This window comes from Microbacterium sp. AG238, assembly GCF_003610405.1.
Classification (GTDB): Bacteria; Actinomycetota; Actinomycetes; order Actinomycetales; family Microbacteriaceae; genus Microbacterium.
Genome location: NZ_RAQC01000002.1, coordinates 324,037 through 347,632 on the forward strand (window position 1 = coordinate 324,037; position 23,596 = coordinate 347,632).

Sequence of the window (23,596 nt, forward strand, 5' to 3'; positions counted from 1 at the left end):
AGCGGGCAGCGGAATCGCGGCGCGGATACCGCGGGACGGGAAGGGCCGCGGTTACGCTGACCGGCGGCCGGAGAGGCTCGAGGTGGAGGAAGCATGGACGACAGGTACGGCTCGGATGTTCTCGCAGCGGGCTGGCGGGACGCCGGACGCAAAGTCGTTCCCGACGTCCCCGCCGATCCCGATCTCGTCGTCGAGGTTGCGGCAGACGGCTACTGCGGAGCCGTCGTCGCCGTCCGCGGCGGCAACGTCGAACTTGAGGACCGCCTCGGAAAGGTGCGTCTGTTCCCGCTCGGTGGAGGTTTCCTCGTCGATGGCGAACCGGTCAAGCTCGTGGCGCCGAAGGCCACGCAACCCACGGGACGGATGCGGACCGCCTCCGGTTCTTTCGTGGCGCCTCAGCAGCGGGCGCGCGTTGCGCGGGCATCGCGCATCCTCGTCGAAGGACGTCACGATGCCGAGCTCGTCGAGAAGGTGTGGGGTGCCGACCTCCGCGTCGAGGGCGTCGTGGTCGAGTACCTGCAGGGCATCGACCTGCTCGACGACCTCCTCCGAGACGAGCCTCCGTCCGCCGACCGCCGCTACGGAGTGCTCGTGGACCACCTCGTCGCCGGCTCGAAGGAGACCCGTATCGCGGAGCAGATCCTGCGCGGACCGCACGGCGCGCACCTGAAGATCGTCGGACACCCCCATATCGACGTCTGGCAGTGCGTCCGCCCCGAGGCCGTCGGCATCCGCGCGTGGCCGCAGGTGCCGCGCGGAGTCGATTGGAAGACCGGCGTCTGCCGGGCGCTCGGCTGGCCCGCCGAGGATCAAGCCGACATCGCGCACGCGTGGCAGCGCATCCTGGGATCGGTCCGTACGTATCGCGACCTCGACCCGGCCCTGCTCGGCCGGGTCGAAGAGCTCATCGACTTCGTCACCACCTGACCAGGCACCTCGGCTCGGCGCCGACCCGGCTGCTCGATACCCTGGACTCATGCCGCAGACCGACGCGCCCGACACCGGTGACGAACCCCGCTACCGCGAGCGGCCCGTGTCGTTCGCGCGCCGCAGCGGTCGCATGAGCGACGGCCAGGAGCGCGCCTGGAACCAGCTCGGCGACTTCTACAACATCCCCGTCGAGCGCGATCAGGCCCTCCTCAGCGTCAGGCCGGGTTCGCACGTGGACCCCGCGTCGCTGTTCGGGCGCGAGGCTCCGCTCGTGGTCGAGATCGGCTCGGGCCAGGGGCACGCGATCGTCGCGGCCGCACAAGCCGTGCCCGAGACCGACTTCCTCGCGGTCGAGGTGTTCCGCGCCGGCCTTGCGCGCACCATGCTCGACGCCGATCGTGCGGGCGTGCGCAACCTGCGCCTCGTCGAGGCGAATGCGCCCGAGGTGCTCGAACACCTGCTGCCCGCGGCATCCGTCGACGAGCTGTGGATCTTCTTCTCCGATCCGTGGCACAAGACACGGCACACCAAGCGGCGCCTCATCTCTCCCGACTTCACGCCGCTGGCCGCGCGGGTGCTGAAACCCGGCGGCGTGCTGCGTCTGGCGACCGATTGGGAGGACTACGCCCGTCAGATGCGAGAGGTGATGGGGGATGCCGCTGGCTTCGCGCCCGACTTCGACGGCGACTGGGCGCCGCGTTTCGAGGGACGGGTGATGACGGCCTTCGAGCGTAAGGGCATCGCCAAGGGGCGCGACATCCGCGATCTCGCCTACCGCCGCGTCGACGCGGCCTGACGGGATGCGGTCGCTGTGAAGACGCATCCGGGCCTGGCCGCCCGCCCCTACGTCTCGGCGAGCACGCTGCCGGCCCTGCTGGTATGCCTGGCCGCACCGGCGTTCTTCGTGCTCCTGCAGCCCTGGCTCGGCTGGGCGCTCCTCATCGTCGGTCTCGTCGCTGCGCTCGGCGTCGACCGCTGGCGCGTCAGCGAAGCGGGACGGCCCTCGCTGGCCCGCGACCTCTCGCTCATCGCCCTCGGTCTCGTCGTCGTGAGCCTCATCGACCTGAAAGCCGAGCTCGACAACCTCGCGATGGTGCGATTCACCCTTGCGCTCGGCGGCGCTGTGCTTCTGCCCTATCTCGTGTCGCGCTTCGTCTACCGCGACCACGCGATCCGCTTCCCCTGGCGCGGCGGGGGACGCTGGACCACCTTCCAATGGGTGTGGCTCGCCGCCGTCCTCGTGCTCGGATGGCTCATCCTGCCCTTCTACTTCATCACCTCGGGCGTGTACACGAACTGGCCGGTCGTCGATACTCCCGACCTGATCGCGAGGCTCTTCGTCGGAGTCGGCGCCGTGGGCATCTGGGACGAGCTGTTCTTCATCTGCACCTGCTTCGCGCTGCTGCGACGGCACTTCGCCGACGCGGCGGCGAACGTCCTCCAGATGATCGTCTTCGTATCTTTCCTGTGGGAGCTGGGCTATCGAGCCTGGGGGCCGCTGCTGACGATCCCGTTCGCGCTGCTGCAGGGCTACATCTTCCTGCGCACGCGCTCGCTCGCCTACGTCGTGACGGTGCACCTGCTCTTCGACGCCGTCGTCTTCGGCGTGCTCGTCCATGCGCACAATCCGGGGCTCCTCGACGCCCTCTTCCTCGTCCCGGCGCCCTGAGGGCCGGGGTACCCTGGGTCGCGGGGCCCCGACCGCGGGTCCGCGGACGAGGGAGCAGTACCCGCACCAGACAAGACTGACTCGGACAGGTCTGTCATGTCATGGGTGATCCTGATCGCATCCGGCGTCCTCGAGGCGGTATGGGCGGCCGCGCTCGCGGCATCCGAGGGGTTCCGCCGCAAGCGGCCCGCTCTGCTCTTCGCCGTCGCGCTCGTGGGCAGCATTGCGGGTCTCGCCATCGCGATGACCGAGCTGCCCACCGGCACGGCCTACGCCGTCTGGGTCGGCGTCGGCGCGACCCTCACGGTGGTGTGGGCGATGGTGACTCAGCGCGAGCGCGCCTCGGTGGCGCGTGTCCTCCTGCTCGTGCTGCTGGTGGCCTGCGTCATCGGCCTCAAGGTGGTGAGCTGACATGGCGCGGGCATGGGTCGTCCTCCTCGCCAGTGCCGTCTGCGAGGCCGTCTGGGCCACGGCGCTCGGGCAGTCCGACGGGTTCCGCGAGCCCGTGGCGACCCTCGTGTTCGTCGCCGGACTGCTCGTGAGCATGATCGGACTCGGACAAGCCATGAAGCGGATCCCGATCGGCACGGCGTACGCGGTCTGGGTCGGCGTGGGGGCGGCGCTCACGGTCGCCTGGTCGATGGCAACCGGCGCCGAGGCGTTCTCGCCGGGCAAGATCGTCTTCATCGCGGGCATCGTCATCGCCGTCATCGGGCTGAAGCTCGTGCCTGCCTCGGCCCCGATCAGGCGATCACAGGCGGGCGAGGAGCGCCGGGCCGAAGACGAGGGCCGCCGCGATCGGAACCACGAGCGCCGCTAGAGCGACGATGCCCAGGATGGCGATGTTGCCCAGGATCGACCCCACCAGGGCGCGGCCCCGGCCTGCGGCGAGGTGGATGCGGTCGAGAGGCGAAAGAGGTGCGGCGGTCACATTCCGACGTTACGAAGCGGAGAGGTGTCTGCGCGTCGGTCGATCGGCTGAGAGGCATCCGACTGGGGGATGATCCGGGCCCGACGCGTGTCAATCCCCTCGGACCGCGCGGATGCGGCGCGTACCGTCGCGGGCAGCAATCGACGAAAGGACGATCCGATGAGCGACTCCGATCCGCAGCGCGGCGAGCACGACGGGCCCGAGCAGGGCACGACCACGGGCGGGGCATCGGCCTTCCCTGGCGCCCCCAGCGCGGCACCCGACGAGCCCGCGCCTGATGATGGCGACGTCGACACGACCACCGATGAACGCGGACAGCCGCTCGAGAACCCGTCGGGCGGTTGACGGCGTCACCGCCGGGCATCTGCACCGCCTGTCAAGAGCACGACGCGCCGCGATGAGCGGTGTCAGCCTGTACCCACCAACGCCGGACCCGCCCCACTGAAGGAGAAACGATGAGCGACAACGAAGACCCCCGGACGATTCTCGCCGAGCTGCTGCCGGACTTCCGGTTCGCCATGGTCACCACGATCGACGACGCGGGAAAGCTCACCGCGCGCCCGTTGACCGTTCAGGAAGCGGAATTCGACGGCGACCTGTGGTTCGTCGTCGATCGGGGCTCGTCCGTCGCCTCGCATGTGACCGTCCGTCCCACCGTCGGGGTGGCGCTCAGCAAGGATGACGCGTGGGTCTCCCTCGCCGGCGAAGCTGCGATCGTCGATGACCGAGCCCGGCTCGAGCACTACTGGTCGAGCACCCTCGAGGCGTGGTTCCCCGACGGACCGGACGACCCGAGGATCACGCTGCTGCGTGTCGATGCGATCTCGGGCGAGTACTGGAGCAGTGCGGGCGGGCGCATCGCGACGGCCATCGGTCTGATCAAGTCCAAGCTCACGGGCGAGACCTACGAAGGGCGCAACGAGAAGCTCGAGCTCTGAGCTCTCGGGCTCCCATACGACGAAGGGCCGTCCCGCGATGCGGAACGGCCCTTCGTCGCCGTGCGGGTGGCTCCTACTTCGCGAGGAAGGCGAGGAGCGCGTCGTTGAACGCGCGCGCGTGGCTCACGTTCAAGCCGTGCGGGGCATCGTGGATCAGAGCCAGTTCGCTCCCCGCAAGCTGCTCGTGGGTGCGCTTTCCCGAACCCTCGAAAGGCACGGTGCCGTCGCCGTCGCCGTGGATGATGAGTGCGGGAACGGTCACCGCATCCAGGTCGCGGCGGAAGTCGGTCGTGGCCCACGCCTCCATCGACTTCAACGCCGCGTGATGGTCCGCCTGACGGGTGAGCGCCAGCGCCTCCTGGCGCTGCTCCTCGGTCACCTTGAGCTCGCCGTCGACGGAGAAGAAGGCGGTCGTGAAGGTGTCGTAGAACGCCGCCTCATCCGCCTTCAGGCCGTTCTCCATCTCGTCTGCGGCTTCCTGCGTCAGCGGACCTTCGGGGTTGTCGGGCGTCTGTGCGAGGTACGGCGGGACCGCGGCGGCGAACACCACGCTGCGGAGCCGCTCCTGACCGTGGTTCGCGACGTAGCGGGCGACTTCACCGCCGCCCATCGAGAAGCCGACGAGGGTCGCGTCACGCAGGTCGAGGGTGTCGAGCACGGATGCCAGATCCTGCGCGAAGGTGTTGTAGTCGTAGCCCGATCGTGGCTTGTCGCTGCGCCCGAAGCCCCGGCGGTCGTACGACACGACGCGGTATCCGGCCGCAGTGAGCGCGGGGATCTGCTCGGACCATGACTCAGCCGACAGCGGCCACCCGTGGATCAGGACGACGGGGCGGCCCGACCCGCCGGTGTCGTCGACGTGCAGCTCGATGTCGTTGAAGAGGCCCTTGTGCGCGGTGATCTCAGTCATGACGTCATCGTCATCCCCTTCGCGAGGATTTTCGAGCAGTTGACGCATGATCGCCCCGAGGCTAGGTGAGGCGGCAGACTGGAGGGATGAGGTTGACGTGACTCTCAGAGGCGTCTGTGCCGGAGGGTGACAGCGTCTTCCGGCTCGCCGCCCGACTGCGTCCGCACGTCTCCGGTCGAAGTATCGTCTCTGGCGAGCTGCGCTCTGGGGCGGCCGCCGGGACGTCTCTCGCCGGCTGGATGATCGCCGGGCTCGAGACCCATGGCAAGCACCTCATCACCTGGCTCGAACCCGGATTCGCACTTCACACTCACCTGCTGATGCAGGGATCGTGGACGGTGACGCGCGCCGGCCGCTCCGTGCCGACGCGAGCGAACCGGGCGGTCCGCGTGCGCGCGGAACTCGACTGCGGTGCCACGCTCTGGGGCATTGACATGCCGGTCGTCGAGATTCTGCGAGCCGGGGACGTCGCTAGGGTGCTCGGACACCTGGGCCCGGACCCGTTGCGGACGGACTGGGAAGCGGCCGAGGCGGTCCGGCGCCTCGATGTGCGGCCCGACCGCTCGTTCGTCGCCGCCCTCCTCGATCAACGCAACATCGCTGGTCTGGGCAACCTGTGGGTGAACGAGCTGGCATTCCTCTCGGGGGTGCATCCGTTCGACCCCGTCGGCACGGCTGACCTCGCGGTCCTCGTCGACCGTGCCGCGCGGGCTCTGCGGCTCTCGGCCTCGGTGCCCGGCATGTACCAGGTCACGACGGGCTCAGCCCGGCGCGGGAGTGCGCACTGGGTGACCGGTCGTGCCGGGAAGCCGTGTCTGAGGTGCGGAACTCCGATCGTCGTGCGCGCCGAGGGTCCGGGTGATCCCGGGCGCAGACGCACCTGGTGGTGTCCGTCCTGTCAGCCCCGGAAGAGCTGATCGTTCAGACGGCGGACGCGCTGCCGCGTTCGCGTTGCAGCGTGGGGGCAGGCTCGACCGAGTCGACGGCGTCCTGCATACGGGAGAGGAAATCGATCACGGCCGCCGTGGCCTCGGGGGAGGTCTCGTCGGCGACCTGGTGCATGCGGTCGTGCATCGCCGAGAGGGTCGCACGCACCTCTTCGTCGGCTCGCTCCGTCGGTTCCAGGTAGACACTGCGTCGGTCGCTGGGGTGCGGCACTCGGCGCAGATAACCCGCCGATTCGAGGCGGTCGAGGAGGCTCGTCGTGCTCGCGGTCGAGATTCCGAGATACTTGGCGACGTCTCCCGGCTTCACCTGCAGGTTGCGCGATTGTGCCCGGAGCAACTGTCGGATGACCAGCAGCTCGTTCTCGCCCATCGACATCGACTCGCGCGTGCGCCGCCGCATGGCGGCCTCGGCGGCCTGGTAGAGCCGCAGCGCTTCGAGCGCGCTGGTCGCACGCCGACGTTCGTTGTCATAGAAGAAGCCGGTCATCTGCACACCTCCGCGTCATTGGCTTGCGAGCTTTACCTTAGCAGATATCTAACTTGACGAGATACTTGCCCAACTAGTAGCGTTCTCAACAAGTCATCCAGCATCTGTGAGGAGCCACCATGGGTCAGCTGTTCTACGGGAACACGTCCGAATCGATCGAGATCCCGGACCGTCTGCTCGCGCACCTCAAGGTGCTCACGGCGACGAAGCTCCGCCGCTCGGAGAGCTTCACCCTCACCTGGCGGCATGGTGCCGACACAGCGGCAGGGCGGCAGACGATCTGGCTGCAGCCGTCCATCCCGCTCCGCTTCGTCTTCACCGGCATCGAGGCGGAGAAGCTCGACTCGGCGCTGCTCACTGAGATGGCCCGCGCGGCCACGTCGTCGACCGGCCTCGTCGTCGACTTCGCAGACTTCGAGGTTGCTCCCGCGGCCCCGATCGCGTCGGCACTGCCCGGCGGCGACGTCGTCCCTGCTTCGCGTGAGCTGGCGACCGCAGCATGAGCATGCTCGAGCGGCCCGCCGCGACGCCTCGCGTTCTCAGTGCCCGCAACATCACCTGGTCGACGGTCGCACCCGGCTTCTACGTCGCCTCGACCGACGGGGAGTTCGTCGGTTCGATCGACACCTCACCCGACGGTCACTACATCGCCCTCGACGGTCACGCGACCCCGATCGGGCGCTACGCCACGCTGAAAGACGCGCAGCGATCGCTCCTGACGACGGAAGCCCCGGGCAACCGAGCTCGCAGGTCGCGTGCACGTCGCCACCTGCGCATGACCGCCACGGCTTCGGGTGCCGTGGCCGGGGCGCTCGCCCTGACGGCGGGAGCGCTCGCCCCGTTCATCTGAGACCGGACGGCAGCAGCCGTCCACGAAGAGAAGGAGAACGACATGAGCAATGACGACACCCGTCGCGAGACGGACGAGAACGCCTACGAGGGCCCGGACGTCGAGGTCTCGACGGCCCAGACCGACAGCGACGGTACGCAAGAGCCGGGCGGACTCGGAAAGGACGGGACGATCCCGAGCCACCCGGACGGGGTCGCTGCGGGCCACACCGGGACTGCGTCGACCTTCGAACCCGAAGAGGACGAGAAGTCCTGAAGCACTGCCCGAGATGCCCGGAGATTCTTTCGCCGGGCATCTTCGTGTTCTCGCGGGAGAACGGGCGCGGCCGGCGAGGCCGTCTACGGGGTCACATGCCCTCAGGCGGCTCCGTGGCTGTCGACCACTGATCGAAGTCATCCACCTCTGGGGCGATCCGGCCCCAGCTCGCATCGACGCTCAGGTCGGCGGCCAGCAAGCAGGCGTACTCGAGTCGGGCGTCGACGGTGGGGTCGGCTACGGGAAGCACGACGTACCAGAGCGCGTCGGGCCGCAGGGCGGACCGGGCGTTCTCGCGTCGGATGGTCGACCGATCGAGTTGCTCCGATGCTGGCGCGTTATCGTCCCTGACGGAGACGAGGCATGCGTCGACCAGCTCGGATGTCGTCCACATGGTGTCTGACTCGCCGGTGGGAGGCGTTGTCGGCTCAGGCGTCGCGGATGACTCGGGTTGCGCCGTCGGGGAGGACGACGGAGTCTCGTCCGCAGTCGGCGAGGGGGGAAGGGTCGAGCCCGCGGCTCCGCCGACGCCGACGGTCGCGCAGCCTGTGGCCAGCAGCGCGAACAGGGCGAGGGTCGGTAGGCCGATCCGACGCCGAAGATTGATGCTGCTCATGGGCTCTCCTCGGTCTCAGTTTTCGACGCTCGCGCTGGGAACTCGGAAGCTGTCTCCCTCGTACTGCCAGATATCGGGCCACCGCGCGATCACGCCGTCGCGTTCCTGCGCGCTGGCCGTGTAGAAGTGGTGTCGCGCGGACGGACTCCAGAACCGGGCGACGGTGACCGTATCGGGTGCAGACGAGTCGGCGGGGTACACGAAGAATGCGGTGCCCTCGTACGACCAGACGTCTGGCCAGCGAGCCATGACCGAGTCACGTTCGCCGGCGCTCGTCGTGCAGAAGTGGCCGTTGTACTGGGCGCTCCAGAATCGGAAGAGCGGTACGGTGCCGGCGACCTCAGTTGTGAAGGCGCGGTACGCGGTTCCCTCGTACGACCAGATGTCGGGCCAGCGGGCCGCGATGCCGTCGCGCTCGGCGGCGCTCGCCGTGTAGAAGTGCCCCTGATAGCGGGCGCTCCAAAAGCGATAGACCGGGGTCGCGGCGGTAGGCGACGTGACCGGAAGCGGAGCTCCTTCGATGAGCCAGGCCGGGTTCCACACCGTTCCGGTGCGGTGCGGGCCTGAGAATATCGCCAAGTGAAGGTGAGCGTTGGCTTCGGTGCGCGGGCGGACATCTCCGGTGTTCCCTGTTCGCCCCAGGGGAGTCCACCGGAAGACGCGCTGGCCCACGCTCACCAGGGGGGCTGCCACGTTCCATGTGCAGGTATTCGGACCGTACGCCCGCCGCATGTTGGACGATCACGAACACACCCCTGCTGACGTCGCCGTCGTCGCCGACAGCGGTCACGGTGCCGTCGGCGACCGCGAGGATCGTGGTGCCGACGCGTGGGTTCACGTAGTAGTCGGCGCCGATGTGACCGCTGTACGTCTGCCCGGGATACCCGTCCACGCCCGAACCGCGCGTCGCGCGGCTCGCGAAGGGGTAACCCCAGACGATCGGGAGTGCCGCATGCTCCGCGGGGGTCTTCACCGTGTACGTCAAGGCTCGAGCGGGTGCCGCCGAGGCGAGCACGAGAGAGCCTGCGGCAACGGATCCGAGCAGCACTGTGCGGCGGCTGAGCGCTCGCGGGGTCTTGCTCTCGTCCGTCGACACGAGAGGAACCTAACAGGATGCTGAGATTCTGCCGAGGTTCGCGTGATCCGCGCACCCCGCACCGCGCTGATTCTCCCCGTGACGAGCGCCGTCGATAGGGTCGGAAGGTGCTCCGTCTGATCTTCTTCGCAGCTATCGGCGCGCTTCTGGGTGGCGCGGTCGTCGAGTATGTCGGACCGCCCGACGCCGGCTGGGGGATCATGAGCATCGCGCTTCCGGTCGCCATCATCAGCGGGACGTTCATCCTCATCGGCCGATCGATGGCCGGGGGAGTGGCCGCGTCGAACGACGACATCCGTCGTGCGATCGACTCTCGACGGCTCGGCCTCGCCCGCGTCGACGCGATTCGACAGACCGGAACGCAGATCAACGATCAGCCGTTGTGCGAGATCGATCTGACGGTGCGCCCGCTCCGGGGCGACTCGTATGCGACGACTCTGCGCACGGTCGTCGCGCTGACCGAGCTTCCCGCCTTCCAGCCCGGACTTCTGCGCCAGGTCGTCATCCTCCTCGACGGGGGCCCCGAGGTCGCCTTCGTCGACGGCGAACTCTCGCCCGCCGAGGTCGCCCACCTCGCGGTCCCGGATCGTTCGGCGGTGCGTTTCGTTCCGATGCAGAGCCACACGCGGATCTCTGGCGGGCGACGCAAGGGCCCGCTGATCGGCGTCGGGCGGCGCGGTCGTCCGCTTCGCCTTCTCGTCTTCGCGATCGTCGCCGTCGCGGTGGCGGTGGCCGTCGTCATGCCCTATCGAGAAGCCGTGGCGCAGACCGTCGCGGCGGTTCTCGACGGTCGCGCGCACGTCGACATGCGCCAGCCCGAGCCGCTGGCGCAGGCCGAGGCCGCGCTCGAACGCGAGATCGGCCACGATCGCGTGATGTCTATCTACGTCACTCCCGACTTCGTCATCGTCGAGGCCCCGGTGACCCCTGGTACCACGCACACCGACCGTTGGATGTACCGCGGCGGGCAGGTCTCGCACTCCGGGCCGGTGTCGGTGCAGCCCAAGACTCCCGAGGAGGCCTTCTCCTGGGACGACGTGGACCTCAGCGCCGTCCTTCCGGGCATGGACGAGGCGGCGTCTCAGAGCGGGCTTCCGGTCGGTGACGCCGGGGCGACGGTCATGCGTACCTCGGGTGCCCCCGACACCGATTCGTTCGGCCAGATGGTGGGGCCGGTCGCGATCAGGTTCTCGCTCGACGGCGACTACGAGAGCGCATCATTTCGGATGTCGGCCGATGGCAGCGGGCTCACCCGGGACTGAGCCCGGGGCCGTCGCCATGGTCGTCGTTCCTGCCGAATCCCAGGCGGGCCAGCGCGGACCGGAGGCTGCTCGCGGCCAGCGCATCGTCGGGCAGCGCGTGCGGCGGCACGAACATCCGCGTGATGAGGGGTCCCATCAGGAGGTCGTAGATCTGATCGGCATCCGCGTCGGGCCGTTCGATCTCCCCGCGCGCGACAGCGGCGTCAATGGCATGTTTCACGCGCTCACGGCGCGGTCGGATGAAGTCGGCGTCGAGCAGTCCCGCGAGGTCGTCGTCCGTGCGCGCGACTCCGATGAGGTCGACCACGCTGTTGCGGGCGACCGGGGCTGAGAGGACAGCGATCTCCTCGCGTTGCACCGCATGCAGATCACCGTCGAGGGATCCGGTCTCGGGGGCCGGACCGGGTGCGAAGCGTCGCGCGAGAACAGCGACGGCGAGGTGGGCCGCGCTCCGAAACCGCCGATAGAAGGTGGGTCGTGTCGACCCGACGCGACTCACGAGACCGTCGACGGTGAGAGCCGAAAAGCCCTGTTCGGCGATGATCTCTTCGCCCGCGCGAATGAAGTCATCGGTGGTGTCCTGCGCGCGCGGACGACCGGCTCGTCTTCCCGACATGGAGTCACCTTAGACGTGACCATCTGGAGAACGTCCCGGATGCTTCGCCGAGCGGACCACTGCCGCGGTTTCCGGTCATTGCAGCCCCGCGGAGCCGGCCCGCGCGGTCCCGTCGCCCGTTATCCTGTGAGAGCCCACCCGTGCCCTATCGAGAAAGAACACCCGTGAGCAATCGCCATTCCTCCACCGACCAGGAGGGTCGATCTTCGTACCCCCTCGCTGAGAGAGGGGGTGAATCCGAATGATCGAAGCAGTCCTGACACTGCTGCTCGGCATCCTGCTGACATTGGCGATCATCGCCGCCTGCGGCTTCTTCGTCGCCCAGGAGTTCGCATACATGTCGGTCGACCGGTCGCGCATGGCCGCGCGCGCCGAGAAGGGCGATGCGCAGGCTGCACGCGTGCTGGCGATCACCAAGCGCACGTCCTTCATGCTTTCCGGCGCGCAGCTCGGCATCACGGTGACCGGTCTGTTGATCGGTTACGTCGCCGAGCCCCTCATCGGCGAGTCGATCGGCACGCTGCTGGGCGGCGTCGGCATCGACCCGGCTGTCTCGGTGCTGATCGGCACGGTGGGCGCGCTCCTGCTGGCGACCATCGTGACGATGATCTTCGGCGAGCTGTATCCGAAGAACCTCGCCATCGCGAGCCCCGAGCCGCTGGCCCGCGCCCTCGCGATGCCGACCCGCATCTACCTGATGCTCTTCGGCTGGCTCATCACCGTGTTCGATGTCGCCGCGAATGCGCTGCTGCGTCTGCTGCGCATCGAGCCGCTAGAGGATGTCGACGAGAGCGCGACCGCCCGCGACCTCGAGGCGATCATCGAGGAGTCCCGCGCGAGCGGCGATCTACCCGACGACCTGTCGATGATCATCGACCGCATCCTCGACTTCCCGCAGCGCGACGTCGAGCACGCGATGGTCCCTCGCTCACGCATCGACTCGATCTCGCCCGACACGACCGTGGGTGAGGTGCGTGCGCTCATGGCGACCGGCCACACCCGCTACCCGGTCATCGGCGCCGAGGACGACCCCGTCGGCGTCGTCGAGCTCATCGACCTGCTGCGCGGGCACTACGCCGACGACGCTCCCGTTTCGACGATGATGCGCGAGGCCGTGGTGCTGCCGACGACGATGCAACTGCCGGTCGCCCTCGATCGCATGCGGCAGACGCGTAACGAGCTCGCCTGCGTCGTCGACGAGTACGGCAACTTCGACGGCATCCTCACGATCGAGGATCTCACCGAAGAGGTCATCGGCGAGATCTCCGACGAGCACGACCTCGACGTCCACGAGATCGTGAACGTCGGTGAGGATCACTGGCGTCTGCCCGGTGACATCCACCTCGACGAGGTCGAGCGCCTCATCGGCTACGACCTGCCGAGGGACGATGCCGAGACCATCGCCGGACTCATCATCAGCGAGCACGGTGACCTGCTGCCCGAGGGTGCGGTCGTGCGCATCGACCTGCCCGAACGGGCGTCCGAGACCGTGCAGGGGCTGCGGATGCAGCGCTGGCTCGACGTCGAGGTCGCCGAGGTCGCCCGACTCGTCCCCTCGGAACTCGTCGTGCGCCTGTACGAGGTGGATCTGGATGCCGCTGAGGCGGGTCCGGTGGGCGGCGGCGATGCCGTCGTCGCTGCTGGCGCGAGCGATGAGGAGGTCATCCGATGAGCTGGTGGGTCGTCACGATCAGCACGATCGCACTCATCCTCGCGAGCGCGTTCTTCGTCATCGTCGAGTTCGCGCTCCTCGCTGCCCGTCGCCACCGCCTGGAAGAGGAGGCCGACCGCAGCGCGTCGGCGCGGGCGGCGCTCCGCGGCGTCAACGAGCTGACCGTCATGCTCGCGTTCGCTCAGCTCGGTATCACCGCGTGCACCTTCCTGCTCGGTGCGATCACCAAGCCGGCGATCGACTACGCCCTCGCGCCCGTGTTCGAGCAGTGGGGTCTGCCATACGTCCTCGCCGACATCATCGCGTTCATGCTCGCCCTCATCGTGGTGACGTTCCTGCACCTCGTCATCGGTGAGATGGCGCCGAAGTCGTGGGCGATCGCCCACCCCGAGGTCGCGGCGAAGGCGACGGGTATCACCGCCCGTGCGCTGACCTGGCCGTTGCGCCCGTTCCTGCTGTGGATCAACCACATCGCGAACCGGCTCGTGAAGGCATCGGGCGTCGAGCCCGTCGAGAAGGCCGCCGCGGGCGGGCAGGACGCCGACACCATCCGCGAGCTCGTCGCGCATTCGCGTGCGGCGGGAACCCTCGAGGAGCAGTACTCCGAGCCGATCGCGCGCGCCATCGCGCTCGGGTCGCTGACGGTCGGTGACATCGTCCGCACCGACCGGGTGCCCACCGCGGTGCCGGCGACGGCGACCGCCGCCGATGTGCAGGCGGTCGCGGCATCCTCCGCCCATCTGCGCATCCTGGTGGGGGAGGGCGCGTCGAGTCGTGTCGCCCATGTTCGCGACACGCTCGCCGTCGCACCTGAGACCCCCGCGCTCGACATCGCACGTGAGGCGCTCGTCCTCGCGCCCGACGCATCGGCGTACGACGCGCTCGCGCGCATGCGCCGCGGCCACGTCCAGCTCGCGACGGTCGTCGACGGCGACCGGCTGCTCGGTGTGGTCACGCTCGACGACCTGCTGCGCGAGGTGCTGCCCGGCGCCGCCGAGGCGGAGCTGGCGGCGCCCGCGAGCTGATCCCGGTTCGCGACGCTCGCTCGGTTGTCAGTTCCCGCCGCCTCCCGTTGGTGGTGGCGACGGGAACTGCCAAGTCAACGCCCATCCGGCCACCAACCCCGCTAAGCTACTGTTGGTAACTTAGCGGGGAGGCGTCATGAGCGACGACGGGCGGCGACGGCGGATGCCGCGGGGCGAGCGGCGCGCGCAACTGCTGGCGGTCGCGCGCGAGCTGATCCGCGAGCGAGGGACCGACGAGTTCACGCTCGGCCGCCTCGCGGAGCGCGCGGGGGTGACCAAACCCGTCGTGTACGACCACTTCGGCGATCGTGCGGGCGCACTCGCCGAGCTCTACCGCGAGTTCGAGGAGCAGCAGCGGGCGACGCTGACCGCGGCGCTCGCCGAAGCGTCGCTCACGCTCGATGCGGTATGCCGCGCCGTCGCGGGGGCCTACATCGACTGCTCGCTCGCCGAGGGGCGCGAGCTGGCGGACGTTGTCTCGGCGCTCGATGGATCCGCGACGCTCGTCGAAGTACGGCGCGAAGCGGAGGGGGCCTACCTCGCGCTGTGCGACGACGTGCTCGTCTCGTGCGGCGTCCGTCTCGATGACGCGGGCGCTCGGGCCCTCATCGGTGCCGGCGACGCCCTCACGCGGGCGGCACTTGACGAACGCGTGAGCCCCGCGGCGGCGCGCTCCACCCTCACGCGCGTCCTGCACGCCCTCGTGACACCAGCCACCCCACCGGAGGAATCATGACCATCTCGCACGAGCCCACGCCGGGCACCGCCCACTGGGTGCTCGCTCATCCGCGACCGACCTCGTTCAATGCCCGGCTCTTCCGCGACGGTGTGGCGGAGCTGTCACGAACGCGGAGCGTGGCGACATCCGATCTGTACGCACAGGGGTTCGATCCCGTTTTCCCCGACAGCGAGCTCGACGTGACGCTCGGCCGCGCGTCTGGCCCCGCCGGTGGCGAGTACGGCCGCGCCCCCTTCCCGGATGACGTCATCGAGGAGCAGCGCAAGCTCGCCGCCGCCGAACTGCTCGTGCTGCAGTTCCCGCTGTGGTGGTACGGGCCGCCCGCGATCCTCAAGGGGTGGATCGACCGGGTGTTCACGAACGGGTTCGCCTACGGAGACATGGACCCCGAGCTCGGCGTGCCGAGGCGTTACGGCGACGGCGGTCTCACCGGACGCCGGGCACTCGTCGTGGTGACGGTGGGTGAGGACGAGCGCTCGATCGGCGAACGCGGGATCAGCGGCGACCTCGAGTCACTCCTGTTCCCGCTCACCCACGGTGCGCTCTGGTACGTGGGGATCGAGACGCTCGAGCTCCACGTCGTCCACGACGCCGATGGTCTGGATGCCGCGGGCGTCGACCGCGAGGCCGAACGTCTGCGTGCCCGCATCGCCGGGCTCGACAGCGAGACGCCGCGCCGATACCGGGCGCTCCGCGACGGCGACTACCGCGGCACCCGGTCGCTGCGGAGCGACATCCATCCGGGGCGGACCGACTTCGGGATCCACCTCGCCGACTGAGCCGGTGTGTGCCCGCGATGGGTACACCTCCGGGCACACAGAAGGGCAGCCGAGTCCTCGACTGCCCTTCTGCTCACTGGTGCCCCCGACAGGAATCGAACCTGCGACCTTTGGTACCGGAAACCAACGCTCTATCCCCTGAGCTACGGAGGCGTGCCGATCGAGACTATCACCGCGACGGCCGGCGCTCCGACCGGGGACGAGCTCGCGCACTTCACTTTATGAGTGCTAAAGTCATTGCATGACGCAAAACAACTTCGTTTACGATGACGCAGCCCGCATGGTCGCCGTCGGGACGAAGGCCGAGAAGGATGCGCGTCGCGCGACGCGCTGGTTCCGGATCTTCGTCGTGCTGCAGGCGGCATACGCGCTTGCCTTCACGCTGTCGATCGATGTCGCCGGGGCGGACTATTGGAAGGCCTTCCTGCCGTTCGTCCTCGCGTCGGTCTGCATCTGGATGATCGCGCTCCGATCCGAGCGATCGGCGCCGCGCAACGGGATGCGCAACATGGGTATCGCGGTCGCGACGTGGTTCGCGCTCTACACGCTGATGCTCGATCCGGCCCTGCAGCTGCTGCAGCTCTCGTCGCCGTGGTGGTGGGTGCTCGCGGGAGTCGTGTCGATCTCTCCGATCCTCGCCTGCCTCTTCCCGAGCTCACGCCGATGAGTCATCCCCGGAAGGACATCGATGCGCTCATCCACTCACCCGTGCGCTTCTCCCTGCTCGCGGCCCTCCGCAATCTCGAAGATGTCGACTTCCGCTTCCTCGCCGATCTGCTCGAGGTGAGCGATTCGACGCTGTCGCAGACGCTCACCGTGCTCGCCGACGCGGGTCTGGTCGCGGTGCGGAAAGAAGCGGTCGGCCGGCGCACGCGCACGTGGGTCGGCATCACGGACGCCGGTCGCGAGGCGTTCGCCCGCCACCTGGCGACGCTGCAGGCGATCGTCGAATCCGGCTCCGTGACCCCACCGGCACCGGCGCCCGAACCGGCGCCCGAACACAAGGACATCCCCGCATGACACCTCATCTCCGACTCGCCGCCGAGAACGAACTGGATGCCGCCGCCGACGCGCTCGCGGCGGCGTTCGAGCACTACCCGTGGACGCGCCACGTCATCCCCGACGATGACTACGCGTGGCGACTCCGCGAGCTGCAGCTCGTCTACCTGCGGCACGCCCATGTCCACGGTTTCGTCGCGCTGGCGGGCCCGGCCGACGGCGTGATCGCCGTCTTGCCGCCCGATGCGTCCGAGCCGGAGCCTGCCGCCGTCGACCGCATCGTCCAGCTGCACGGCGACCGGCTCGGGCGGCTCGGCGACTCCGAGGGCGCGTCGCCCGAGCCCGGGTCATGGCGCATCGAGACTGTCGGCGTGCTGCCGGCACGCCAGGGGCGCGGTCTCGCGTCCGAGCTCATCCGATTCGCGCTCGCCGAGGGTGCGCGGCGGGGAGCCGGCCGATTCGCCCTCGACACGTCCGACGAGCGCAACGTGCGGCTGTACGAACGACACGGCTTCACGGTCGTCTCACGGGTCGACCCGCCGGACGGGCCGCCGGTGTGGGGGATGAGCGCCGTCGTCGCCGACGCCGCTCCCGCGAACGGGAGGACCCGGGCGTGACGGCATCCGAGACTCTCGCGCGCTACATCGCCGCGACGAACACGCACGACTTCGACGAGGTGCAGCAGCTGCTCGACGCGAGCGCCGTCTACTACTTCGGCGATGCCACCTGCGCCGGGCTCGCGGCCGTGCGCGCCTACTTCGAGCGGACCTGGGCACTGATCCCCGACGAGGATTACGGCGCGGAGGACATCACGTGGGTCGTGGATGCCGCCGACGCAGCGGTGGCCGTCTACACGTACCGCTGGAGCGGACACATCGACGGACAGACCCGCAGCGGTTCCGGTCGGGCGACCAACGTCTTCCACCGGACCGACTCGGGTTGGCGCCTGGTGCACGAGCACCTGAGCGCGGGCTCCGCGGAGGAGGCTGGCGCAGGCAGCGACGGCGATGACATATGTCACTCCGATCGATGACAGTCGCCTCTCCCGTGGAACTCGGCGCCCTGGTCGACTGAGGGGACACGCCGGGCGCACTCGCCCGGCGGTCCCGTCATCGAGGAAGTCCCGTGAAGAGATCGACCAAGCTCGCCATCATCCTCCCGCCCGTGCTGCTCGTCGCCGCTCTCGCCGGGGCCCTCGCGACGACCGCGACGGTCAACGCCGTCGCCACGCGAGACGAGGCCGGCCGGATCGAGCCGTACGGGCAGCGTGTGCCGGTCGGCGGGCGTGAGCTGAACGTCGTCGTGAGCGGCGACCACGGGCAGACGATCGTGCTCCTCCCCGGGCTCGGAACGGCGGCACCCGGCCTCGACTTCGCCCCGCTCATCGATGAGCTCGACGACACCTACCGCGTCGTCGCGGTCGAGCCGTTCGGGACGGGACTGAGCGATCAGACCGACGTGCCGCGCACCGCTGAGAACATCGCCGCCGAGGTGCACGAGGCGCTGCAGCAGCTGGGCATCGAGCGGTACGTGCTGGCGGGGCACTCGATCTCGGGTGTGTACGCCCTGTCGTACGTCGAGGACTACCGCGACGAGGTGGTCGCCTTCGTCGGGATCGACAGCAGCGTTCCCGGCCAGCCAGGCGCCGATGAGCCCATCGCGACCGACGCCGTCGTGCTGCTGCGAGACCTCGGGATCAGCCGACTTCTGCGGGGCCTCGCTGACGATCCCTACGACGTCGAGGCCTACGACGACACGACGCGGGAGCAGATCCGCATGCTCGAAGCTCGGAACACCGCGGCCCCCACGATGATCGACGAGATGGGACGCGCGGCGGACAACTTCGCCGCGGCGACCGGACGGACCTTCCCGGCGGACCTCCCGGTGCTCCTGTTCGTCGTGGCCGATGATTCCGACGTCGAGGGCTGGGTTGAGCTGCACGAGGCGCAGGCGGCTTCGGTATCGCGGGGTGTGGTGGTCCGGATGGCCGGGGAGCACTACCTGCACCGGACTCTGTCGGCGGAACTCGCCGACGGCATCCGGGCATTCCTCGCAGGGGAGAGCGTGCCGGGCGCCGCGGAGTGACAGCCGCCGTCAGGGAACGAGTGGCTCGGGGGCGGGCTCGGCGGCGACCGCCGGTGCTTCGGTGATCGCCGCAACGTCGGCCGCGAGGCGATCGGCGAGATACGCATGCCCCGCCGTCGAGGGATGGTCGCGGCCCGTGGCGCTGGTGTCGATGACGTCGCCGTAGTTGGCGTCGGTGATCCAGTCCTCCGCAATGGGGGAGAGATACCACCAGCCCCGGGCACCGGCGAGCTCGGCGAGATCCCGGTCGATGCGGGCCGTCTCGGCCTCCACCGGCAGCACCTGCGGTGCGGGCCCGAGCACGACGATGCGCGCGTCGGGATAGATCGCCGCGAGGTCATCCCATGCCGCGTTCACAGCGTCGCGGTATCCGGCCGCGCCTTGCTTGCGATCGTTGATCGATCCTTGCACGATCACGAGGTCGGGGTCGAGCGCGGGGTCGAGAGCGGCGATGCGGTCGCCGAACGAGGGGCCGTCGATACCGGGCTTGAGATACCCGCTGCCCCGAACGCCGTCGACGATCGTCGTCCAGCCGGTTCGCTGTGCGACGACGTACGCGTAGCCGAGCGCCGGATCGAATGCCGCGGAGCCGTAGGTCCACGAGTCGCCGAAGATCAGGACGCGCGCCCCCGTCGGAAGCGAGAGGGGCGGCGCCTCGACGCTGGCGACCGGTCCGTCCGCAGCCGCCACCGGAGCGGCTGTCGGAGCCGACCAGGGGCGCAGGACGGCCGTGAGCGCCAGCGCGACGACCGCAGCCGTGATCGCCGAGACAGCCCACACGGTCCTGCGGCGGGGGCGGGCGCTTCGGGTCTGCACACGCTGAGGGTACGTCATCGGATCGGGTGTGCGGGACGTCCGCGTGGTGACGCGATCCGGTCCCGACGCGCCGGCTCAGTCGCGGACGGCGGCGACCGCTTCGATCTCGACGAGCTGGTCGTCGTACCCCAGCACCGTCACGCCCAGCAGCGTGCTCGGCACGTCATGGTCTCCGAAGGCATCGCGCACGACCTCCCAGGCCGTCACGAGGTCGGCCTGCGAGCTCGAGGCGACGAGCACGCGGGTGCTGATGACGTCCTCGATGCTCGCTCCGGCCGCGCTCAGCGCCACCGTCATGTTCTCGATGCAGGATGCCGCCTGCGCGGCGTAGTCGCCGACGCCGACCGTCGATCCGTCCGCGGCGAGCGGGCAGGACCCGGCGAGGAAGATGAGGCGTGCATCCGCGGGGGCGGTGGCGGCGTACGCGTATTCGGCGGCATCCGAGAGGGACGACGCGCGGATGAGGGTGACGGTCTTCGACATGAGGGCTCCTCGTTTCGTGGCCGAGCACCAGCCTGCCATCGCGTCCGATCCGATCACATCCGTGAGCGGCCCGTCGCCGCTTCGCCGCGTGCGAGGATTACCCGGTGCAGCGCATCCTGACGGCCGAACTCGACCTCCAGCTGACCGGTCCCGTCGATGTCATCCTGCAGATCGCCGCGTCGCGGGCGGCATCCTTTCGCGACGAAGAACTGAGCGTCACGCTCGCCGGCCGCGCGCTCTCCGTCTCCGAGATCGTCGACCCTCCGGCGTCTCCCGCGGGCACCCGCATCCACCGCGTCGCGGGCGACGCGGGGACGATCGCGATCCGTTACCGCGCTGTCGTCGAGGGTGTCGCCACCCCGTCGCCGACGAGCGAGCTCGAGACCATCGCCTACCTGCGGCCGAGTCGCTACGCGCAGTCCGACGAGGTGTTCGCGCACGCGCGCCGACAGTTCCGGGGCCTGCAGGGCCGCGAGCTGGTCTCGGCCGTCAGCGACTTCGTCGCCACCAGCACGACGTATGCGCCGGGACTCAGCCTCGGCACCGACTCGGCGGTCACGACCCTCGCGAGCGGTCAGGGTGTGTGCCGCGACTACGCGCACCTCGTCATCGCGCTGCTGCGCGCGATGGACGTCCCCGCGCGCTACGCCGCCTGCTACGCGCCGGGCCTTCGTCCCATGGATTTCCACGCCGTCGCCGAGGCGTACGTCGACGGCGCATGGCACGTCATCGACGCGACCCGGCTGTCGAACCGGCGCGGTCTCGTCCGTATCGCGACCGGTCGGGATGCCGCCGACTGCGCATTCCTGAGCTACTACGGCGGCAACGTCGCGCTCACGCATCTGCGAGTCGACGCGGAGGTCGACGGGGGAGCCCCCGCCGTCGACGACCCCGCCAGCGACGACCACGAGGCCTGGGTCGTCCTCGCCTGACGCCGGCGGGAGGCGTTCAGCATCGGCGCTGCGGCGCCCGCCTAGAATCGGAGGGCTATGAATCCCGATGCTCTCGCCGAAGCCCTCCTGTCCGTCGTCGCCCCGCTCGCCGAGGCGCGACGCCCCGGGTCGAGCGACGGACTCACCGCCGCCGACTTCGTGTTCGAGCGCCCCAAGAACCGTGACCACGGCGACTGGGCGTCCAACGCGGCGATGAAGCTGGCCAAGCGCGTCGGCGCGAACCCGCGTGAGTTCGCCGCCGAGATCGCGGCAGCGCTCGCCGAGACGCCCGGCGTGGCGTCCGTCGAGGTCGCCGGCCCCGGGTTCATCAACATCCGTCTGGATGCCGCGGCCGCCGGCGCCCTCGCCCGCGAGATCGTCGAGGCGGGCGCTGCCTTCGGCCGCAACGACAGCCAGGCGGGCAACTCGATCAACCTCGAGTTCGTCAGCGCGAACCCCACCGGGCCGATGCACATCGGCCACACGCGGTGGGCGGCCCTCGGCGACGCGATCGCCCGGCTGCTGCTCGCGAGCGGCGCAGAGCTCGTCCGCGAGTTCTACATCAACGACGCCGGCGCGCAGATGCAGCGGTTCGGTCGCTCGGTGCTCGCCAGCGCCAAGGGCGAGCCCACGCCCGAAGACGGCTACCCGGGCGCGTACATCGATGACCTCGCCCAGCGCGTGCTGGCGGCGCGCCCCGACCTGCTGGCCCTCGCCCCCGACGAGCAGGAGCAGGTCGCGCTCGACCTTGGCTACGAGCTTCAGATGGCGGATCTGAAGGACTCGCTCGAGAAGTTCAACGTGCACTTCGACGTCTTCTTCAGCGAGCGGCTGCTGCACGCGACCCCCGCCGACGGTGGGCCGAGCCTCGTCGACCAGGCGGTCGACCGGCTGCGCGCGCAGGGGCACGTCTTCGATCAGGACGATGCCGTCTGGGTGCGGACGACGGATTTCGGCGACGACAAAGACCGGGTCATCCGCCGTTCCAACGGCGAGTACACCTACTTCGCCGCCGATGCCGCCTACTACCTGAACAAGGGCGACCGCGGTTTCGCGCACAAGATCTATCTGCTGGGAGCCGATCACCACGGCTACGTCCACCGTCTGAAGGCCCTCGCGGGCGCAGCCGGCGACGATCCCGAGAAGGACATCGAAGTGCTGATCGGACAGCTCGTCTCGATCAACGGCGCTCGCCTATCCAAGCGCGCGGGCAACATCATCGAGCTCGACGACCTGCGCGACTGGCTCGGCACCGACGCGCTCCGATACTCGCTCGCGCGTTACCCCGCCGACTCGCCGCTGACCCTCGACCCCGAGATCCTGCAGAAGCGCACGAACGACAACCCCGTGTTCTACGTGCAGTACGCGCACGCCCGCACGCACAACGTCGCGCGCAACGCCGCGGACTCGGGCGTCACCCGCGACGCATTCGCCCCCGAGCTGCTCGACCACGAGACCGAATCGGCTCTCCTCGGCGCACTCCAGGAGTTCCCGCGGATCGTGGCGTTCGCCGCCGAACTGCGCGAGCCGCACCGCGTCGCCCGGTACCTCGAAGAGCTCGCGAGCCTCTACCACCGCTGGTACGACACGTGCCGGGTCACGCCGCTCGGCGACGAGGAGGTCACCGACCTTCACCGCACGCGCCTCTGGCTCAACGACGCCACGGGACAGGTGCTGCGCAACGGGCTCGACCTCCTGGGTGTCAGCGCCCCCGAACGGATGTGACCGACGTGAGCGGTGCCACGCAGCCCACCCTCCCGCTCTTCGAGGCGACCGCGGTCCCGCCGAAGCGGCGACGTCGGGCGCTGCCGTGGATCATCGCTCTCGTGGTGGTCGTCGGTCTCGCGGTCGCCGCCTGGTTCGTCGCCGAGAGCATCACGCGCAGCATCCTCACGAACACCGTGCGCGAGCAGGTCATCACCCGGCTCGCGCTGCCCGAGGACCAGCAGATCGACGTCGGATTCGACGAGCCGGTGCTGCCCCAGGTCATCGGCGGGCGGCTCGACCGTCTCGACGTCGCGAGCGACGGCATCCCGCTCGGCGACGTCCTGGCCGATGTGTCCGTGCGCGCGACGGATGTTCCCATTCGCGCCGACGGGGGTGACATCGGATCGGCGGAGGCGACGGTGGTCTTCGCGGAGGACCAGCTCGAGACCCTGCTCTCGCAGGTTTCGGGCGTCTCGGGCGCCGGCGTGCAGCTGGATCCGCCGAACGTGACGGTCGAGGTCGAGATGCCGCTGTTCGCGCTGTCGGTGCCGCTCGGACTGGATCTGACTCCGAGCGCCGTAGACGGCGACATCGTCCTGACGCCCACGGCCGTGCGGCTCGGGGGTGCGGCGCTGACCGGAGACGACCTCCGGCAGCGGTTCGGCTCCGCCGCCGACGGCGTGCTGCGGGACTACTCGATCTGCATCCGCGACCGGTTGCCTGCCGGGCTGACGCTGCGCGAGGTGCGCGTCGAACGCGGTGCGCTGGTGGCCGAGGTCGACGTCGACGGGGCGATCGTCCGCGATCCGGCGCTTCAGGCCGACGGCACCTGCGCCTGAACCCGCCCGCCCG

Annotated in this window: 32 protein-coding genes, 1 tRNA gene, 1 pseudogene and 1 riboswitch; of the genes and pseudogenes, 24 read left to right on the plus strand and 10 right to left on the minus strand. The window is 69.5% G+C overall.

Going from position 1 to position 23,596, the window contains the following annotated elements; translation table 11 throughout:
- Positions 1-93: 93 nt before the first annotated feature.
- The 5 genes from DEU36_RS13085 to DEU36_RS13105 all read left to right on the plus strand — a co-directional run bounded on the left by DEU36_RS13085 (position 94) and on the right by DEU36_RS13105 (position 3,419).
- Positions 94-927 (plus strand): DUF3097 domain-containing protein, encoded by an 834-nt coding sequence (locus tag DEU36_RS13085; RefSeq protein WP_120264774.1) that lies wholly within the window; start codon positions 94-96, stop codon positions 925-927.
- 49 nt (positions 928-976) lie between these two features.
- Entirely contained in the window at positions 977-1,726 is a 750-nt protein-coding gene (gene trmB, locus DEU36_RS13090; protein ID WP_120264775.1) for a tRNA (guanosine(46)-N7)-methyltransferase TrmB, read from the plus strand.
- A gap of 15 nt (positions 1,727-1,741) precedes the next feature.
- Positions 1,742-2,599: a CPBP family intramembrane glutamic endopeptidase gene (locus DEU36_RS13095; protein ID WP_259455375.1), complete on the plus strand. Its 858-nt coding sequence runs from the start codon at positions 1,742-1,744 to the stop codon at positions 2,597-2,599.
- A 20-nt stretch (positions 2,600-2,619) separates the two neighbouring features.
- A riboswitch (guanidine-III (ykkC-III) riboswitch) is annotated at positions 2,620-2,685 on the plus strand.
- A gap of 10 nt (positions 2,686-2,695) precedes the next feature.
- Positions 2,696-3,010, plus strand: a complete 315-nt coding sequence (locus DEU36_RS13100; RefSeq protein ID WP_120264776.1) for a multidrug efflux SMR transporter — start codon at positions 2,696-2,698, stop codon at positions 3,008-3,010.
- Position 3,011: 1 nt separating this feature from the next.
- Positions 3,012-3,419 (plus strand): multidrug efflux SMR transporter, encoded by a 408-nt coding sequence (locus DEU36_RS13105; RefSeq protein WP_120264777.1) that lies wholly within the window; start codon positions 3,012-3,014, stop codon positions 3,417-3,419.
- Here the strand turns inward: DEU36_RS13105 and DEU36_RS13110 are convergent.
- The gene (locus tag DEU36_RS13110) at positions 3,351-3,530 is read right to left on the minus strand and encodes a hypothetical protein (protein ID WP_120264778.1); all 180 of its coding nucleotides are present in this window, start codon (positions 3,528-3,530) and stop codon (positions 3,351-3,353) included. The genes DEU36_RS13105 and DEU36_RS13110 overlap by 69 nt on opposite strands.
- A 159-nt stretch (positions 3,531-3,689) precedes the next feature.
- On the opposite strand from DEU36_RS13110, the gene DEU36_RS13115 reads away from it, so the two are divergent.
- On the plus strand, positions 3,690-3,875 hold the full coding sequence (locus DEU36_RS13115; protein ID WP_120264779.1) for a hypothetical protein: 186 nt from the start codon (positions 3,690-3,692) through the stop codon (positions 3,873-3,875).
- Between the two features lie 110 nt (positions 3,876-3,985).
- On the plus strand, positions 3,986-4,468 hold the full coding sequence (locus DEU36_RS13120) for a pyridoxamine 5'-phosphate oxidase family protein (protein ID WP_120264780.1): 483 nt from the start codon (positions 3,986-3,988) through the stop codon (positions 4,466-4,468).
- A gap of 73 nt (positions 4,469-4,541) precedes the next feature.
- On the opposite strand, the gene DEU36_RS13125 is transcribed toward DEU36_RS13120, so the two are convergent.
- Positions 4,542-5,378 carry an alpha/beta fold hydrolase gene (locus DEU36_RS13125; RefSeq protein WP_120264781.1) on the minus strand — a complete coding sequence of 279 codons (837 nt, stop codon included), beginning with the start codon at positions 5,376-5,378 and terminating at the stop codon, positions 4,542-4,544.
- A gap of 116 nt (positions 5,379-5,494) precedes the next feature.
- Here DEU36_RS13125 and DEU36_RS13130 point away from each other — a divergent pair, with 116 nt between their 5' ends.
- A complete protein-coding gene (locus tag DEU36_RS13130; protein ID WP_120264782.1) occupies positions 5,495-6,295 on the plus strand; it encodes a DNA-formamidopyrimidine glycosylase family protein in 801 nt (266 codons plus the stop codon).
- A 4-nt stretch (positions 6,296-6,299) separates the two neighbouring features.
- Here DEU36_RS13130 and DEU36_RS13135 read toward each other — a convergent pair whose 3' ends face one another.
- Positions 6,300-6,812: a MarR family winged helix-turn-helix transcriptional regulator gene (locus DEU36_RS13135; protein WP_120264783.1), complete on the minus strand. Its 513-nt coding sequence runs from the start codon at positions 6,810-6,812 to the stop codon at positions 6,300-6,302.
- A gap of 119 nt (positions 6,813-6,931) precedes the next feature.
- Between DEU36_RS13135 and DEU36_RS13140 the strand changes: the two genes are divergently transcribed.
- From DEU36_RS13140 to DEU36_RS13150, 3 genes are read left to right on the plus strand one after another with little or no spacing between them, the layout of a single operon-like run.
- Positions 6,932-7,315, plus strand: coding sequence for a hypothetical protein (locus DEU36_RS13140; protein WP_259455376.1), 384 nt, complete (start codon positions 6,932-6,934; stop codon positions 7,313-7,315).
- Entirely contained in the window at positions 7,312-7,662 is a 351-nt protein-coding gene (locus DEU36_RS13145; RefSeq protein ID WP_147374417.1) for a peptide ABC transporter permease, read from the plus strand. Before DEU36_RS13140 ends, DEU36_RS13145 begins: the two co-directional genes overlap by 4 nt.
- A gap of 42 nt (positions 7,663-7,704) precedes the next feature.
- Positions 7,705-7,917: a hypothetical protein gene (locus tag DEU36_RS13150; RefSeq protein ID WP_120264785.1), complete on the plus strand. Its 213-nt coding sequence runs from the start codon at positions 7,705-7,707 to the stop codon at positions 7,915-7,917.
- 91 nt (positions 7,918-8,008) lie between these two features.
- On the opposite strand, the gene DEU36_RS13155 is transcribed toward DEU36_RS13150, so the two are convergent.
- From DEU36_RS13155 to DEU36_RS16415, 3 genes and pseudogenes are all read right to left on the minus strand, one after another.
- Positions 8,009-8,533 (minus strand): hypothetical protein, encoded by a 525-nt coding sequence (locus DEU36_RS13155; RefSeq protein WP_120264786.1) that lies wholly within the window; start codon positions 8,531-8,533, stop codon positions 8,009-8,011.
- Between the two features lie 15 nt (positions 8,534-8,548).
- On the minus strand, positions 8,549-9,112 hold the full coding sequence (locus tag DEU36_RS16225) for a hypothetical protein (protein WP_259455377.1): 564 nt from the start codon (positions 9,110-9,112) through the stop codon (positions 8,549-8,551).
- Between the two features lie 124 nt (positions 9,113-9,236).
- Positions 9,237-9,629: pseudogene (locus tag DEU36_RS16415) on the minus strand (M23 family metallopeptidase); the annotation flags it as partial.
- 107 nt (positions 9,630-9,736) lie between these two features.
- On the opposite strand from DEU36_RS16415, the gene DEU36_RS13170 reads away from it, so the two are divergent.
- Positions 9,737-10,891 (plus strand): hypothetical protein, encoded by a 1,155-nt coding sequence (locus DEU36_RS13170; protein ID WP_120264789.1) that lies wholly within the window; start codon positions 9,737-9,739, stop codon positions 10,889-10,891.
- Here the strand turns inward: DEU36_RS13170 and DEU36_RS13175 are convergent.
- Positions 10,878-11,507, minus strand: coding sequence for a TetR/AcrR family transcriptional regulator (locus tag DEU36_RS13175; protein WP_120264790.1), 630 nt, complete (start codon positions 11,505-11,507; stop codon positions 10,878-10,880). The genes DEU36_RS13170 and DEU36_RS13175 overlap by 14 nt on opposite strands.
- Before the next feature lie 241 nt (positions 11,508-11,748).
- On the opposite strand from DEU36_RS13175, the gene DEU36_RS13180 reads away from it, so the two are divergent.
- The 4 genes from DEU36_RS13180 to DEU36_RS13195 all read left to right on the plus strand — a co-directional run bounded on the left by DEU36_RS13180 (position 11,749) and on the right by DEU36_RS13195 (position 15,722).
- Positions 11,749-13,179 (plus strand): hemolysin family protein, encoded by a 1,431-nt coding sequence (locus tag DEU36_RS13180; protein ID WP_120264791.1) that lies wholly within the window; start codon positions 11,749-11,751, stop codon positions 13,177-13,179.
- Entirely contained in the window at positions 13,176-14,204 is a 1,029-nt protein-coding gene (locus tag DEU36_RS13185) for a CNNM domain-containing protein (protein WP_120264792.1), read from the plus strand. The genes DEU36_RS13180 and DEU36_RS13185 overlap by 4 nt, the downstream gene beginning before the upstream one ends.
- Before the next feature lie 136 nt (positions 14,205-14,340).
- Complete coding sequence (locus DEU36_RS13190) at positions 14,341-14,940, plus strand: TetR/AcrR family transcriptional regulator (protein ID WP_220700931.1); 600 nt, start codon at positions 14,341-14,343, stop codon at positions 14,938-14,940.
- Positions 14,937-15,722 carry an NAD(P)H-dependent oxidoreductase gene (locus tag DEU36_RS13195; RefSeq protein ID WP_120264794.1) on the plus strand — a complete coding sequence of 262 codons (786 nt, stop codon included), beginning with the start codon at positions 14,937-14,939 and terminating at the stop codon, positions 15,720-15,722. Before DEU36_RS13190 ends, DEU36_RS13195 begins: the two co-directional genes overlap by 4 nt.
- Before the next feature lie 77 nt (positions 15,723-15,799).
- Here the strand turns inward: DEU36_RS13195 and DEU36_RS13200 are convergent.
- Positions 15,800-15,875 (minus strand) — tRNA-Arg (locus DEU36_RS13200).
- Positions 15,876-15,963: 88 nt separating this feature from the next.
- Here DEU36_RS13200 and DEU36_RS13205 point away from each other — a divergent pair.
- From DEU36_RS13205 to DEU36_RS13225, 5 genes are all read left to right on the plus strand, one after another.
- Positions 15,964-16,389, plus strand: coding sequence for a hypothetical protein (locus DEU36_RS13205; protein WP_120264795.1), 426 nt, complete (start codon positions 15,964-15,966; stop codon positions 16,387-16,389).
- Positions 16,386-16,742 carry a transcriptional regulator gene (locus DEU36_RS13210; RefSeq protein ID WP_120264796.1) on the plus strand — a complete coding sequence of 119 codons (357 nt, stop codon included), beginning with the start codon at positions 16,386-16,388 and terminating at the stop codon, positions 16,740-16,742. The genes DEU36_RS13205 and DEU36_RS13210 overlap by 4 nt, the downstream gene beginning before the upstream one ends.
- On the plus strand, positions 16,739-17,338 hold the full coding sequence (locus DEU36_RS13215; RefSeq protein ID WP_120264797.1) for an N-acetyltransferase: 600 nt from the start codon (positions 16,739-16,741) through the stop codon (positions 17,336-17,338). Before DEU36_RS13210 ends, DEU36_RS13215 begins: the two co-directional genes overlap by 4 nt.
- Positions 17,335-17,754 carry a nuclear transport factor 2 family protein gene (locus DEU36_RS13220; RefSeq protein ID WP_120264798.1) on the plus strand — a complete coding sequence of 140 codons (420 nt, stop codon included), beginning with the start codon at positions 17,335-17,337 and terminating at the stop codon, positions 17,752-17,754. The genes DEU36_RS13215 and DEU36_RS13220 overlap by 4 nt, the downstream gene beginning before the upstream one ends.
- A gap of 92 nt (positions 17,755-17,846) precedes the next feature.
- The gene (locus DEU36_RS13225) at positions 17,847-18,806 is read left to right on the plus strand and encodes an alpha/beta fold hydrolase (RefSeq protein WP_120264799.1); all 960 of its coding nucleotides are present in this window, start codon (positions 17,847-17,849) and stop codon (positions 18,804-18,806) included.
- 9 nt (positions 18,807-18,815) lie between these two features.
- Here DEU36_RS13225 and DEU36_RS13230 read toward each other — a convergent pair whose 3' ends face one another.
- Both DEU36_RS13230 and DEU36_RS13235 read right to left on the minus strand, forming a co-directional pair.
- Positions 18,816-19,622 carry an SGNH/GDSL hydrolase family protein gene (locus DEU36_RS13230; protein ID WP_259455378.1) on the minus strand — a complete coding sequence of 269 codons (807 nt, stop codon included), beginning with the start codon at positions 19,620-19,622 and terminating at the stop codon, positions 18,816-18,818.
- Between the two features lie 75 nt (positions 19,623-19,697).
- Positions 19,698-20,105, minus strand: coding sequence for a RidA family protein (locus DEU36_RS13235; protein ID WP_120264801.1), 408 nt, complete (start codon positions 20,103-20,105; stop codon positions 19,698-19,700).
- Positions 20,106-20,209: 104 nt separating this feature from the next.
- Between DEU36_RS13235 and DEU36_RS13240 the strand changes: the two genes are divergently transcribed.
- The 3 genes from DEU36_RS13240 to DEU36_RS13250 are packed head-to-tail and all read left to right on the plus strand — an operon-like array spanning position 20,210 to position 23,583.
- A complete protein-coding gene (locus DEU36_RS13240; RefSeq protein WP_120264802.1) occupies positions 20,210-21,037 on the plus strand; it encodes a transglutaminase family protein in 828 nt (275 codons plus the stop codon).
- Between the two features lie 57 nt (positions 21,038-21,094).
- Positions 21,095-22,762: an arginine--tRNA ligase gene (gene argS, locus DEU36_RS13245; RefSeq protein WP_120264803.1), complete on the plus strand. Its 1,668-nt coding sequence runs from the start codon at positions 21,095-21,097 to the stop codon at positions 22,760-22,762.
- A gap of 5 nt (positions 22,763-22,767) precedes the next feature.
- Entirely contained in the window at positions 22,768-23,583 is an 816-nt protein-coding gene (locus tag DEU36_RS13250; RefSeq protein WP_120265169.1) for a DUF2993 domain-containing protein, read from the plus strand.
- Positions 23,584-23,596 lie beyond the last annotated feature (13 nt).